The 12,250-nt window shown below is 66.2% G+C and carries 11 protein-coding genes and 3 pseudogenes; 4 read left to right on the forward strand and 10 right to left on the reverse strand.

What is annotated here, in order from left to right; all coding sequences use genetic code 11:
* The coding region (locus AC0L3S_RS38005; RefSeq protein WP_473284995.1) for an SbmA/BacA-like family transporter at window positions 1–240 on the forward strand (240 nt) is incomplete at its 5' end.
* Between the two features lie 485 nt (window positions 241–725).
* Here AC0L3S_RS38005 and AC0L3S_RS38010 read toward each other — a convergent pair.
* The gene (locus AC0L3S_RS38010) at window positions 726–1,313 is read right to left on the reverse strand and encodes a GNAT family N-acetyltransferase (protein WP_219682280.1); all 588 of its coding nucleotides are present in this window, start codon (window positions 1,311–1,313) and stop codon (window positions 726–728) included.
* 434 nt (window positions 1,314–1,747) lie between these two features.
* On the opposite strand from AC0L3S_RS38010, the pseudogene AC0L3S_RS38015 reads away from it, so the two are divergent.
* Window positions 1,748–2,035: pseudogene (locus AC0L3S_RS38015) on the forward strand (aldehyde dehydrogenase family protein); the annotation flags it as partial.
* Window positions 2,036–2,363: 328 nt separating this feature from the next.
* Here the strand turns inward: AC0L3S_RS38015 and AC0L3S_RS38020 are convergent.
* The 9 genes and pseudogenes from AC0L3S_RS38020 to AC0L3S_RS38060 form a co-directional block, all read right to left on the reverse strand.
* Window positions 2,364–2,594, reverse strand: a pseudogene (locus AC0L3S_RS38020) (type 2 isopentenyl-diphosphate Delta-isomerase); the annotation flags it as partial.
* Between the two features lie 19 nt (window positions 2,595–2,613).
* The gene (locus AC0L3S_RS38025) at window positions 2,614–3,516 is read right to left on the reverse strand and encodes a terpene synthase family protein (protein ID WP_259219191.1); all 903 of its coding nucleotides are present in this window, start codon (window positions 3,514–3,516) and stop codon (window positions 2,614–2,616) included.
* Complete coding sequence (locus tag AC0L3S_RS38030; RefSeq protein ID WP_259219190.1) at window positions 3,513–5,063, reverse strand: hypothetical protein; 1,551 nt, start codon at window positions 5,061–5,063, stop codon at window positions 3,513–3,515. Before AC0L3S_RS38030 ends, AC0L3S_RS38025 begins: the two co-directional genes overlap by 4 nt.
* Window positions 5,064–5,278: 215 nt before the next feature.
* Complete coding sequence (locus AC0L3S_RS38035) at window positions 5,279–6,277, reverse strand: polyprenyl synthetase family protein (RefSeq protein WP_259219368.1); 999 nt, start codon at window positions 6,275–6,277, stop codon at window positions 5,279–5,281.
* A gap of 106 nt (window positions 6,278–6,383) precedes the next feature.
* Window positions 6,384–7,727: a cytochrome P450 gene (locus AC0L3S_RS38040; RefSeq protein ID WP_219682276.1), complete on the reverse strand. Its 1,344-nt coding sequence runs from the start codon at window positions 7,725–7,727 to the stop codon at window positions 6,384–6,386.
* Window positions 7,727–8,572 (reverse strand): SDR family oxidoreductase, encoded by an 846-nt coding sequence (locus tag AC0L3S_RS38045; protein WP_310473303.1) that lies wholly within the window; start codon window positions 8,570–8,572, stop codon window positions 7,727–7,729. The genes AC0L3S_RS38040 and AC0L3S_RS38045 overlap by 1 nt, the downstream gene beginning before the upstream one ends.
* Window positions 8,559–8,866: pseudogene (locus tag AC0L3S_RS38050) on the reverse strand (ferredoxin). Before AC0L3S_RS38050 ends, AC0L3S_RS38045 begins: the two are co-directional and overlap by 14 nt.
* A 1-nt stretch (window position 8,867) precedes the next feature.
* A complete protein-coding gene (locus AC0L3S_RS38055; protein ID WP_219682274.1) occupies window positions 8,868–10,157 on the reverse strand; it encodes a cytochrome P450 in 1,290 nt (429 codons plus the stop codon).
* Window positions 10,158–10,251: 94 nt separating this feature from the next.
* Complete coding sequence (locus AC0L3S_RS38060) at window positions 10,252–11,454, reverse strand: cytochrome P450 (RefSeq protein ID WP_259219189.1); 1,203 nt, start codon at window positions 11,452–11,454, stop codon at window positions 10,252–10,254.
* A gap of 206 nt (window positions 11,455–11,660) precedes the next feature.
* On the opposite strand from AC0L3S_RS38060, the gene AC0L3S_RS38065 reads away from it, so the two are divergent.
* Together AC0L3S_RS38065 and AC0L3S_RS38070 are read left to right on the forward strand one after the other, a co-directional pair.
* A complete protein-coding gene (locus AC0L3S_RS38065) occupies window positions 11,661–12,002 on the forward strand; it encodes a hypothetical protein (RefSeq protein WP_473284997.1) in 342 nt (113 codons plus the stop codon).
* A 33-nt stretch (window positions 12,003–12,035) separates the two neighbouring features.
* Window positions 12,036–12,250, forward strand: a 215-nt coding sequence (locus AC0L3S_RS38070; protein ID WP_473284999.1) for a hypothetical protein, incomplete at its 3' end; no start/stop codon positions are given.

Raw genomic sequence — 12,250 nt, forward strand, 5'->3', positions numbered from 1 at the left:
GTCATCTTTCCTTATCTGCTGCTTGCGCCCACAATCATCGCGGGCAGGATCACCCTCGGCGCGATGAACCAGATCCTTAACGCGTTCACGCAAGTACGAACCTCGTTTCAGTATCTCGTCAACTCCTGGAGCACGATTGTCGAACTGATCTCGATCTATCAGCGGCTGCGGAGTTTTGAGGCAAAGATCCACGGTGGGCCACTGCCGTCGATCGAGACACAAAGGGAGCCAGCCTCATGATTGGCGTAGCTGCAGGAGTTGACGAAACCCGGCCCTTGAGCCGCTTGCCGCACACCCGATCCGACGCCCCCACACTGCGGTCATCGCGTCCTTGATCGTAGCCCCACATCCACGCTTGTGCTCTCGCGGTGCCTCGACCGGCCTCGGTCCAACTGTTGCGCGTGCCCGAATTGCACGCACCGCATACTTGCGATGCCAGCCGGTCGTCGCGCATGCCGCATCGAGATGCGCCTCTTTTCCGCCCGGGTGGCCGACCGGCAACGATCCCTCTCGGCCGACACCACCTGCCGCCGCGCGCCCATGCTGATCTTTCCCACCATAGACGCCACCGGACAAATTCGATGGCAGCCACCCAAAATTCGATGGCAGCCACCCAATCACCGGCGAGAAGTTGTCCAGTAACAATCCGGATGAGGCAATGCGCCTCAGTTCGTCTCCAAGGACGCTTCGGGAGCCGCAGCATGCGAAGCGTCTCCGAATTCCGTTCACCGCGTCTTTCGCAACATCGGCGTAAGTGGCGGTGAGCAACCGTGCTGTATCTCTCCAATAATCTTGAACCCGTGGCGTTGGTAAAACGGAATGTTTTCAGGATTCGAACTTTCGAGGTAGGCAGCGAGGCCCTGCTCATCACAGCGTTGAAGAGCGTACTTCATCAGCAATGTGCCAAGCCCTTGTCCGGCCCAGTTCGGATCGACAGCGATCAGGGGCAAATACCAATGTGGCTCGGAGGGATGATGTTCGGCCATTCCCTGGCGCAGGTGTGCCATATGTTCGGTGATTTCAGGGCGCAGGGACAGCGCCATGATTGCGTCCAGCGCATCCTCATCCTGCTGCACGCCCGGAGGCAGCCACAGGGCCGCCGCGCGAGTCTCTCCCGTGACGTATGCTGTGCCATGCTCGAATGCTCGTCCGCCACAGGCCTTGATGAACTGAGTCATGCTGCCAAGATATTGCCCAGGGTCCGGCCAACTCCAACGCATCAAAGGATCGGCGGCAAAGCCAAGGACAATCGTCCAGACGATTCTTGCCCGAATACTTGCGTTCGCCGAGGTGACGCCCGGCTCTCTTGTCATGATGCACCGCTTTTCGATCGCAGGGTTGAAGGTTGGAGCACAGGACCGATACCTTGGACGTGAGCGGAATGGATGTGCCCCGAACATTCATCCCCTTTAGTTTCCGCCTCCGGCTCTCATCCCGCCTCAGAAGGCCGCCTTCGACGGCGGCTTCGGACGAAGGTTCTCGCTGCGAGCCCCTGACCCTTGGGCCTGCCGAGGACTTGTGCTTTTCGCCATGAGAGCGTCATCTGGCTCCTGCCCTTTCCGAAAGGAAGGGCTCATTTTATCGGCGTCGACAAGCCTGGCAGCCTTCCGAAGGAAGCGAGAAGGACGATTTGTGTTACAAGGTGATCTTGTTTTGCCAAATGTTGCGAGTTGCATTCGCTCGACGAGTCTAAGCACCGCAGTATAATTTGGAACCTGCCAACCGAGGTAGGTGCTTGGGATTGTCTGCCCCAAGGATTGCCAACGACTTCCCCTTCAGCCTTGCCGCAGCGATCGCACCCGTGACGTCGCCCGCGCGGATCGAGTTGCCGCCTCCGTCGGCCGGCGTCGTCTGGGTCAACGATCATCACCGGCTCGACCCCGCCTCGCCCTGGGGCGGCCTCGCCGCCACCGGCCGCGAATGTGGCACCCAGACCTTCGACGACCACCTCGAGACCAAGAGCGTGATGATCGCCACGCACGAGCAGCCGTTCGACTGGTATCGCGACACGGCCAACCAGAAGCGGCTGAACTAACAGAACGACAAGCGGCAGACGTTCGAAGAAGGCGGGCCGCATCAATGGAGAGTGTCAATGTCGACACGCGTGAACGCAGGCACTCGTCTTGCTCGACTGCCGGTCGGGCCGTTCTATCGCCGCATCATACTGCTGATCGGCATAGGAACGCTTTTCGACGGTTTCGACATCTACATTGCCAATACCGTGCTGAGCCTGATGCTGAAGACGAGCTTTTCGACCCTAGCCCAGAATGCGGTCTTCATCTCCGCGACCTTCGTCGGCATGACGCTGGAAGGTTTGGTACCGGGTTTCTCGGTGACCGCTATAGAGTCCGCGTCGCGCATAATCTTGCCAGCAGCCAGGCGCAGCGCTCGATGTGCGCCAGGTCAAAGTCGGGCAATGCGCAGTGTTCGAAACCGATATACTTCCAACCGCCGGCGAGCGTGGCCGGCGCCGTTCGCCGACCCAGCACGATGTCCAGGTAGTCGTCCTTGCACCGGCTCAGGGCGGTGTCGCTCACGCTCGCTCCGTCGGGCGACGGCGTTGCGTCGGATCGGAGCGACGGCAGCGGGCGCACGCCGCCGCGTCCCGCAAGTTCAGCCCGGCGCACGCTGGCCTGCCCCCGCGGCGTCGCTGCGGTAGCGGCTGGTCGAGGTCTGGTAGTACTGCGCGCGGATGGCCGCCATGGCCTCGATCAACGCTCCCCACGGCGCAGGAAAGCATTCTTCCGCTATCAGGTGGTGCAACATGCGCGTATGGCCGGCCAGCTCGTCCTTGAGGAACTCCACCACAGGCATAGCCGGGTAGCGCTGCAGCAGCAGGATCGCCGCGTTGTCGGCCTCGCCGGCCGAGCTGTCCTTGTCGCGTCCATGCAGATCGTTCTGCAGACGCCCTATCGCGGAGATGAGCCGCAGGACCCGGCGAAACGCCGGACGCGCGCGCAAGGTCTCCATGTCCAGCCCCCACAGCAAAGACAGGCAACAGAACACATTCGCGTAGGCGATCGAATCGATGCCGTTGTGCAGGTACTCGGCGTAGGACCAGCGTTCCGCCCCCGCCGCCCGCACGTGTCCGGCGCGCAGCGCCGCGCAGTAGCGCCGGGTATGGTCGAGAAGCTGAGCATAGTCGCGACGATCGTAGGCGAGTGCGGCCAGCGAGGTGCGCAGCACAGCGCAGCCGTCGAATCCGGGGAGCGCGCACGGCACGCCCTGCCCCAGCGCCTGCTCCACAGCGGCGAGCTGCTCCGGCGCGATCAGGCCAACGTCGTTGCAATCGTCGAGCCAGAACAGCAGCGCCAGTTCGCGATAGAACGCCACGATCAGCGTTTCGTCTTGCGGATCACGGCCGGTGCGGGCGCTGGTGTCGAGCAGGCTCGGATGGATGCGCTGCAGGATGTACTGGCCGCCCCTGACCGCTTCCATGGCATGCTCGTCGGCGAACCCGTTCAGGGAATGCCCCCACTCCAGCACCTGCTGCAGCGCGCGTTCGGTCAGGATCATGGCGCCGCTCCTGCTCTCTCGGCCAGGGCGCGCCGCCCCCAATGAAGCGCCAGCCACAACCCGGCAAGTTCGGCCACACGCACGACCCGCGTGGGGCAATACAGTTCCTTACCGATCCACAGCGGCGTCTGCGGCAATGCATGCGCCGCATGGCGGGCGAGCATCCACTCCAGCGCATGCGCCACCGCCTGCGCGATGCGCCGGCGCCCTGTCGGCTCTTCGCTCCCGTCCATCACATGCAACGCGAACAGCGCATAGGCGGTTTCCTCGAATGTGGACGCGCGACCAGCGCCCCAGCCGCCGTCGTCGCGCTGCGCCTGCAGTAGCGCCGCCAGCGCGCGCTCGTCGCGCCATTCGGTGTTGCCTTGCGCCAGCGCAGCGACCGCGTGCGCGGTGGGATACAGCCACGAAACGTGCCATTTTTCGTTGTCCCATACACCGTGCGGGTTGCGATTGGCCTCGACATAGGCGCTGGCGCCGGCGGCGGGCTTTCCCAACAATCGCAATGCATGCAGGGCATGAATGTTGGTCGACACCGACGCATTGCGCTCGCCGGGAAAGGTGACGAACAGCTCGCCGGTTTCGAAATGGCGCAAGGCATCGACCGCCGGCTCGCGGTCTGCCAGGCGCAGGACGCACAACGCGATGGCGGTGTCGTCCGCATCGGCCGCGAAATGCAACGCCGGGCCGAGACCGCGCACGCCCAGGCGGGCGTCGAGCTGCAAGACGATCACGCGCACCGCCTCGGCGAGCGCGGGATGCGCGAACAGCCCGGCCAAATGCAGGGTGTACAGCGACCAGCATGGCTCGAACACATTGATCGGCCAGACGTTGGGAACGACGCCTTCGATGCCGCTGCGCGTCGCCCGCGATGCTGCCTGCAGATACGCGTCGGCGCGCCCGACCTGCGTCGTGCTCCCCTGTGTCACGGCGTGCGCACGCCAGGCGGCGGTGGCCGCCGGACTGATGCCGATGCTGCCGTCGTCGTCCGGGCATGCGGTAGTCGGCGAGGTCCCCCAGGCTTCCCAGGAGTGCAGCAACGGATGGCCGCTCGGCAACGTCGCTACCGCCGCCAGCTTGGCCAGGCACGCTTGCCGCAACGGCAACAGCGCCGGGTGGCGCGGGAACGCCACGCCGCCCAGCAAGGATGCGGCCTCGCAGCAAAATTGCGGCAGGATCAGCTCCGCGCCGATCGGCGCGTCTTCCGGCACCGCATGCGCGTAGGGATCGGGCTGGCGTTCGAGGAACCGGGTTGCAGCCTGGACTGCGTCGGCAGCGCCGGGAAGAGGATCGGCACGCTGCAATGCCAGCAACGCCGCCCACGTGGGCGCATGGCGGAACAGCGGGAAGTCCGCGCTTCCCCATCCGCCATCGGCCTGTTGCTGCGAGATGAGCCACGCGTAGGCGTCCTGCCGACCGGTGACGTTGCCGTGGAATTGCAGAGCTCGCGCCGTGTCGTAGACGGACGGACCGACGCTGCCGCCATCGCTCATCTCGCCCAGCAGGTGGCGCAATTCGGAAAGGATCTGTTCGGACTGCGCGTTCACGCGGGATCTTTCTTCAGACGGTTGACGAGAACCAGGATCGGGCAGACGCCGCGCACGTCGTCGCAGGTCCGCCGCATAGGCTTGGCCGCAGCGCGCCGCGGCCGTGCAGGGCAACCGCTGCCATCGGCGCCGCGGACTCGGACACGGTGCAGCATGCACCGCTACCGCCGGCCGATCGCAGCGGCACAGGGGCGACTCCATGCGCACGGGCGCGCTCATGCGCATGGCGCGTGCTTGAACAGGTGCGCGTTGGCTCGCTGCAGCATCTGCTCCAACCGTTCCGCACGCGGCCCCAGCGGGACGATGGCCTCTCCGGCGTCGCGCAACAGATCGAGCGCGAACTGGCGCGCAGCCTGCAGCCCCATGATCGACGCGCAGGTCGGCTTCTGCGCCGCCGCGTCCTTGCCGGGGGTCTTGCCCAGCGCTGTGGTATCCGCTGTCGCATCGAGAATGTCATCGACCACCTGCAACGCCAGGCCGAAACAGGCGCTGTAGCGATCGAGCGCACAGTACAGCGCAGCGTGCGCGGCATCCTCCGCGATGGCGCATAGCGCGCCCATGCGAACGGACGCGCGCACTAGCGCTCCGCTCTTCATCCGGTGCATCGCGACGATCCTGTCCAGCTCGACGTGCTTTCCGACCAGCGACAGATCGATGGCCTGCCCGCCTGCGGCACCCTCGGCGGACACCGCCCGCGCCAGTTCGCGCACGAGCGCGATAGGATTGTCGCCCGGCGCATCCAGGCTCGCCAGGGTCAGGAAGGCGTGCGCCTGCAGCGCGTCGCCGACCAGGATCGCGGTGGCTTCGCCGAACTTGACGTGCACGGTCGGAAGGCCGCGGCGAAGCACGTCATTGTCCATCGCGGGCAGGTCGTCGTGGACCAGGGTACAGGCGTGCATCATCTCGATGGCGGCGCCGACGTCGTCGAGCATGTGCGCCGGCGTGTCGGCCAGTGCGCCGGCGGCCAAACAGAGCAAGGCGCGGGTGCGCTTCCCGCCATGCAAGGTGGCGTAGCGCATCGCCGCCATCAGCTCGGTCTCACCCTTGTCTTCGGCGCAGAGAAGGCGCGCGAGCGCTTGTTCGACCCGCTTTACGCCATCGTGCATCCAGATGTCCGGCAGCAGCCTGCCGGAAGCGCCGCGCGCTTGCGGGCCCAATCCGCCGAGCGCGGAAACGCCAGTTCGGTCGTCGTGTAGCGTGGAACCGGTCTGCATGCTGTTCATGTCCTTGTACCTGACAGGAGACGGCCACGGCGAGCGGCGGGCCGCCGCGGTGTTGCCGGCGTCGCTGCCTCGCCATACGGGCGCAAGCGATGCCAGCTCATGAGAATCCGATGCGGATTTTCATGGAGGGATGTGCGGTCGGGTAATAGCGCCGGCCTTTTTCGGCGCTGCCCAACAACCGCGGCCGCACCCCGGCCTTGTGCATGGTCAGCGCCAAGGCGATGCAGAACTGCACCAGTTCGAGCCATACCAGGTGGTAACCGATGCAGACGTGTGGGCCGGTACCGAACTGCAGCATATCCACCGGCCGGATCGGCTCCGTGCGTTGCAGCCACCGCGCCAGGCGGAACTGATCAGGCGTCTCGTGCAGCAGCGCCGAGGTCGAGAAATGCAGCAGCGGGATGCACAGATGGGTGCCCGCGGGAATGCGCCGTTGGCCGAGTTGCAATTCCTGCAGCGCCCGACGCGGCAGGAGCGTGGTCGTCGGATGCACGCGCAGCGTCTCGCGGAACAGGGCCTCGGCGACCGGACACTGCGCCAGGTCCGCGTGCCGGGTCGGCACCGCGCCCACGCGTTGCGCCTCCTCGACCAGGGCGTCCCACAGCACAGGCTGCCGCGCCAGCTCGATCACCATCCAGGCCATCGTCGAGGCGGTGGTGTCGTGACCGGCAAGCAGCAGCAAGCGGATATTGGCGACCAGGACGTCATCGGAGAGCGCATCGTCGCTGCGATCGAAGGCGCTCACCATGTCGTTGATCAACCCGGTGCGCGCGGCATGCGCGCGCGCGTCGCGGACGAACTGGCGCAACTGCGCGTCGATCCAGTCGCGGGCGGCGCGGCCGCGCCGCAAGGGCAGTCCGGGCAGGTCGACCGGGGGCGCGACGATCAACTGCAGCAGTTGCCGGTACTTGCGATGCCATCCCGGCAAGTCCTGCGCGGGGATACCCATGAGGCTGAAGATGAGCTTGAGCATCAGGTCGCCGGTTTCGCGCAGGATGGTTACGTCGCCGCGGTCACGCCACGCCTGCACCCGCGCCCAGATGACGGGCGCGAACAGGTCGCCGATCCCGGCCTGAGTCAGCCCTTTGGGCAGGAACGCCGCCTTGATCGCATCGCGCGCCTGCCGGTGCGCGCCGCCGTCCTGGGCGACCAACGTTCCGCCAAGTAATTCGGGCGCGATCTCTTCGATCAGCGCCGAGGACACGTCCTTGTGCCGGAGCAGTGCGAACGCATCCGGATCCACGCACGTCATCAGGTGTCCGGCAGGGCCGAAATCCAGCCAGAAGTGGCTGCCCAGCATCCGTTCCGCGCGCCCCAGCAGGCGCGGCAGGTCGCAGACGATGGCGGGAAGATGCCCGACCAGGGGGAAAGCGCCGGGCACGACCGGGATGTCGTACCGCCGCCGGTGCCGACGAGCCAGGGGGTTGAGCAGCATGTCCATCAGCAGCGCGGCGCCGCAGGCGCTTCGGCGGTGTTGCCGGCAGGCCGCGCGGCGCGGCTGTTGCCACCGTCGGCGTACGTCGGCACATGCGCCAGCATGCCGCCGTCAATGCACACCACCTGGCCGGTGATGAACGCAGCATCCTCGGAAAGCAGGAACGCCACCAGCGCGGCCACGTCCTCGGGACGGCCGACGCGCGGCAGGAGCTGGTGCCGGCGCAGATGCCGCTGCATGCGCTCGTCCAGCTTGGCGAGGAGACGCTCGGTCATGATGAGACCCGGCGCAACCGCGTTGCAGCGGATCTGCGCATGACCGTACTGGGTGGCGAGCGAGGCCGATAGCATGTTCATCGCCGCCTTCGACGCGGCGTAGGACGTCTGCGCGGTGTCACCGCTGAGCCCCTGGCACGACGACATGTTGACGATGGCGCCGCCGCCGCGGGCGATCATCCGTGGGATGGCCTGCCGGCAGCAGAGCAGGCTACCGCGCAGATTGGTCGCCATGGTCTGATCCCAGACCGCCAGGTCCAGGTCGAGGATCGCTCGGTCGCGCGGGGTCAGATGCATGGCGCTCGCGTTGTTCACCAGCAGGTCGACCCCACCGAAGTGCCGCTCCGCCGTCTCGAACAGCGCTGCCACCGCCTGCGCATCGGCGATGTCCATCGCCAGCGCCAGCGCGAGGCCCGCTTCGGCCGCGATCTGCGCGGTGCAGGCGATGGCCGCCGAGCCATCAATGTCGGCCACCACCACTCTGCCGCCTTCGCGCGCGATGGCTAGGGCGCATGCCTTGCCGATGCCGGCGCCGGCGCCGGTCACCACGGCCACCTTGCCTTCAAACCGTCCGATCGTGTCCTCGTGGATTGCGTTGGTCTTTCGCGGCATGCCGCTCGGCCTCACCGGAGAAGGCGCGGGGTCGGCGCTGGCGCGCTCGTCATCGCCAGCGTCGCTTTCGATGACCCGAATGGCGGCGACCGGGCACTGGCTGGCCGCGAGCCGCACGGCGGCGTGCAGCACCTGCGGGACCGTCGCCACGCACACTTCCGCCACGCCGTCCGGTTCGCGCTGGCGAAAGGTGCCCGGCAGCGTCAGCACGCACTGCCCGGTGGTTCCGCACAGATCCTGGTCGACCACGACGCGCATCTCAGCCCCCGTGCTCATGCAGCCGCACCGGCAGCGCGCGGAATGTCCTAAGGAACGCGGAGGGCTCCCGGGTGGGCTGCTCGGCCAATGCCAGCGTGGGGAAGCGCGCCTGGATCCGCGGCAGGCTCTCGGCCAACTGCACCCGGGCCAGTTGCGCACCGAGGCAGAAGTGGATGCCGTGGCCGAAGCTCAGCATGATCTTCCCGTCGGTCGACATGCCAGGACTGGTGCCGTAGAACCGCGCGGGATCGAAGCGGTCGGGGTCGGCGAAGGCGTCCGGGTCGCGATTGCCGGCCGCGATCAGCACGCGCACGTCCGCGTTCTTCGGGATCACCACGCCGCCTAGTGCGATGTCGCGCTGGGCGATACGCGGAATGGAGCTGAACATGGCGGGCGCGTCGCAGCGCAGGACTTCTTCGACGAATGCCTTCACCCGCGCGGCGTCTCCCTGCAGCCAGTGCCGCTGTTCGGGATACGCCAGCATCGCCAGGACCGCATGGTCGATGGTCGCGGCAGTGGTGGCGAAGCCGCCCAGCAGCATGCCCCACAGCATGCTGATCAACTCCGCATCCGACAGCGTGTCGGCATCGTCCTCGTGTGCGCCGACCAGTATCGACACGATGTCGTGGCGGGGATCGGTGCGCTTGCGCTCTATGAGGTCGCCGAAGTAGGCCTGCACGCTGGCGCTGGCCGCGTCCGCCGCGGCGAGCTGGGGATCGCTGGCGTGCGGGCTTAGGCCTTCCAGAATGGCGCCGATGCCGGCGGCGAGCCCGAACATGTCGTCTTGGGGCATGCCGAACAGTTCGGCGAAGATTAGCATGGGCAAGGCCAGCGCGAATTCCCGATGCAGGTCCACCGCCTCCCCGCGCTCCAGCGCGGGCGCCATGCCGTCCAGGCGCGCTGCGACGATGCGCGCGATGCTCGGCCGCAGGTCGTCGATCTGGCGCATGGTGAAATCGCGCGAGATCAGCCGGCGCAGACGCGTATGCGTCGGTGGGTCCTTCATCGCCAGCGTGGACGCCAGCAGATTGAGCGACAGGCTGGTCGCCGCACGCGGGAAATAGCGCGCGAGTTCGCCGGGCGCCGGCCCCCGAAACGCATCCCCCGTGGCCTTGAGCGCCCAGTAGATGTCGGCGTGGCGGCTCAACAGAAAGAGGCCCGACGCCGCGCGATGCACCGGATCGTGCTCGCGCAACCATCGCAGGAACGGATACGGGTCGTCGATGCACGCTGGCGAAGCCAGTTCGGCGAAGGCGTCCCGGCATGCTGCTGTGGTTTCTTGCACGTCCATCTTGCTTAGTTGTTGGCTGGCTGATCTGAACGGCGCGCGCCAGGCGCGCCGGCAAATTGCGGAGAAGATCGCGACTCCCAGGGGCGTCCGCGCATCACCAGAGCACCGGCAACTCTTCGAACCCGCCAGTGATGATCTCCTTGCGCAACTTCAGTTCTTCGGGCGCCACGGCCAGGCGCAGCGCGGGAAAGCGCTGGAAGACCGAACCGAACACCACTTTGAGTTCCAGCCTGGCCAGCGCCATGCCGAGGCAGTAGTGCGGACCGTAGGAGAACGCTAGGTGCGGATTTTCGTCGCGCCCGATATCGAAGATTTCCGGGTCGTCGAAATGGCGCGGATCGAACGACGTCGCCGGCAGTCCGACCAGCACCTTGCTCTCCGCGGGAATATGCACGCCGGCGATGGTCACGTCGGTCCTCGGATAGCGCATGATGCCGTCCCAGCCCACGCCCGCCGGGTACATGCGCAGGATTTCCTCCACCGCCGTGTCCACCAGGGATGGATCGCCGACCAGGCGTTCGCGCTGTTGCGGATGGCGGAACATGGCCAGCAGGCCGAATTCGATCTGCGCGACGGTGCTCTCGTGCCCCGCCACCAGCATGCCCGCGGCCAGGCCGATCGCCTCCTCCTCGGTCGCCTTGCCCTGGTCGACCGCCGCGAGCAGGTCCGTCAGCAGGTTGTCGCCCGGATCCTGGCGCTTGTCCCGCATCTTGCTGCGAATGTAGGCGCGCAGTTCTTCCCAAGCCAGGCGCGACGCGCTGCGCGGGCCGCTTTCATGCTGGTGCGTCATTACCTCGTCGGACAGGCCGGCGAAAAACGCGTGATCCTCGTAGAGCACGCCCATCAGCGCGCTGATGACCATGGCCGGAAGCGGAAAGGAGAGGTGGCGCCGCAGGTCGGCGGGCTGGGGCTGGGCCGCCAGCGTCTCGAACAACTGCGCGGCGATCGCCTCGACCTGCTGCGCGAGCAGCTTCACCCTGCGGTCGTTGAAGGCTGGCGCCACGATCGTGCGCAACCGGGCATGCTCGCCCCCCTCGTGCGAGACCAGCCACCCCGGCGAACCGAGAATTACCGAATCCGGGGTGAATGCCGCCGGCGGCATTCCCGCGGGCCGGAACGCCGCGTCGGACATCACCGCCTTGGCCTCGTCGTAGCCTGTCACCCACCAGCCTTCGTGCCCGGACGGGAAGCGCACGCGGTGGATCGGACCGTTGGCGCGTAGCGCCAACATCTTGGGCGAGGGCTCGATGTGATCGACGCGCCACATCGGCAGCGTCGGCAAGGGTTGTTCGGACATGGTGACACTTCAGTCTCTACGCGATGGAAGGGCGGAAGGTGACCGGCAGACGGTGCGGGCTTCACGTGCGCTTGCGTTCGCTTCTGTTCGTCGATGATGATGATCGGCGGGGACGGCGGCCGGAACCTAGGGCCTCAAAGTGGCTTTAGCCAACTACCGAATCTTGTAGTAGCGTCCTAAACTAAACGCCTGGCGGCGCAAAAAACATGCGGAAAACTCTGTCGCCACGCGCTGCAATACGGAAACCTAACTCCGATGCGTATCCGCCTATGTTGGTTGGCTACATGCGCGTGTCGTCGGACTCCGACCGCCAGAGCACGGACTCGCAGCGCGATGCGCTGCTCGCCGCCGGCGTTGATCTGGTGACCGGCCTGGGGTTCGCCACGACGACGACGATGGTATTTCGCAAGGCTGATAGAGGGCCCGCGTTGATTTTCGACGCAAACGTTATCAACGCGATCGTTGATCCTTCGGGCCCTTGGGAAGCTCATTTTCAAGAACAAGATCCCTTCTCGGCTCAACGAACTTCCATGCGAAAGGCGTGCTGAACTATAGCAACTACGTCGAGGAAGCAGCGGGGCTTGCACGACAACACCTTTCGGGACAATAAGCTCGCAAAGGAAGCAGGTCCGTCAGCCGTCCTGGCGGGCAATGACAGCCGCTGCAAAGAGCCCGGGCTGGCGCTATTCGTCGTAACGCGTACCGGCAGTGAGCTGAGGGCCCGCAATCCACTGCTGTCGCGGTATACCGGCTCGCCCGTTATCTCGATTGATGCGACGCTCGCCGCCAAGGCGGC

Source organism: Bradyrhizobium sp. Ken01, assembly GCF_055807355.1.

What these genes read in the sequence shown, in the direction of transcription:
- AC0L3S_RS38040 (WP_219682276.1), bottom strand. Translation starts at nt 7,727, where the DNA reads ATGGACATGCTGCTCAACCCCCTGGCTCGTCGGCACCGGCGGCGGTAC.
- AC0L3S_RS38055 (WP_219682274.1), bottom strand. Translation starts at nt 10,157, where the DNA reads ATGGACGTGCAAGAAACCACAGCAGCATGCCGGGACGCCTTCGCCGAA.
- AC0L3S_RS38025 (WP_259219191.1), bottom strand. Translation starts at nt 3,516, where the DNA reads ATGATCCTGACCGAACGCGCGCTGCAGCAGGTGCTGGAGTGGGGGCAT.
- AC0L3S_RS38060 (WP_259219189.1), bottom strand. Translation starts at nt 11,454, where the DNA reads ATGTCCGAACAACCCTTGCCGACGCTGCCGATGTGGCGCGTCGATCAC.
- AC0L3S_RS38065 (WP_473284997.1), top strand. Translation starts at nt 11,661, where the DNA reads ATGCGGAAAACTCTGTCGCCACGCGCTGCAATACGGAAACCTAACTCC.
- AC0L3S_RS38010 (WP_219682280.1), bottom strand. Translation starts at nt 1,313, where the DNA reads ATGACAAGAGAGCCGGGCGTCACCTCGGCGAACGCAAGTATTCGGGCA.
- AC0L3S_RS38035 (WP_259219368.1), bottom strand. Translation starts at nt 6,277, where the DNA reads ATGCAGACCGGTTCCACGCTACACGACGACCGAACTGGCGTTTCCGCG.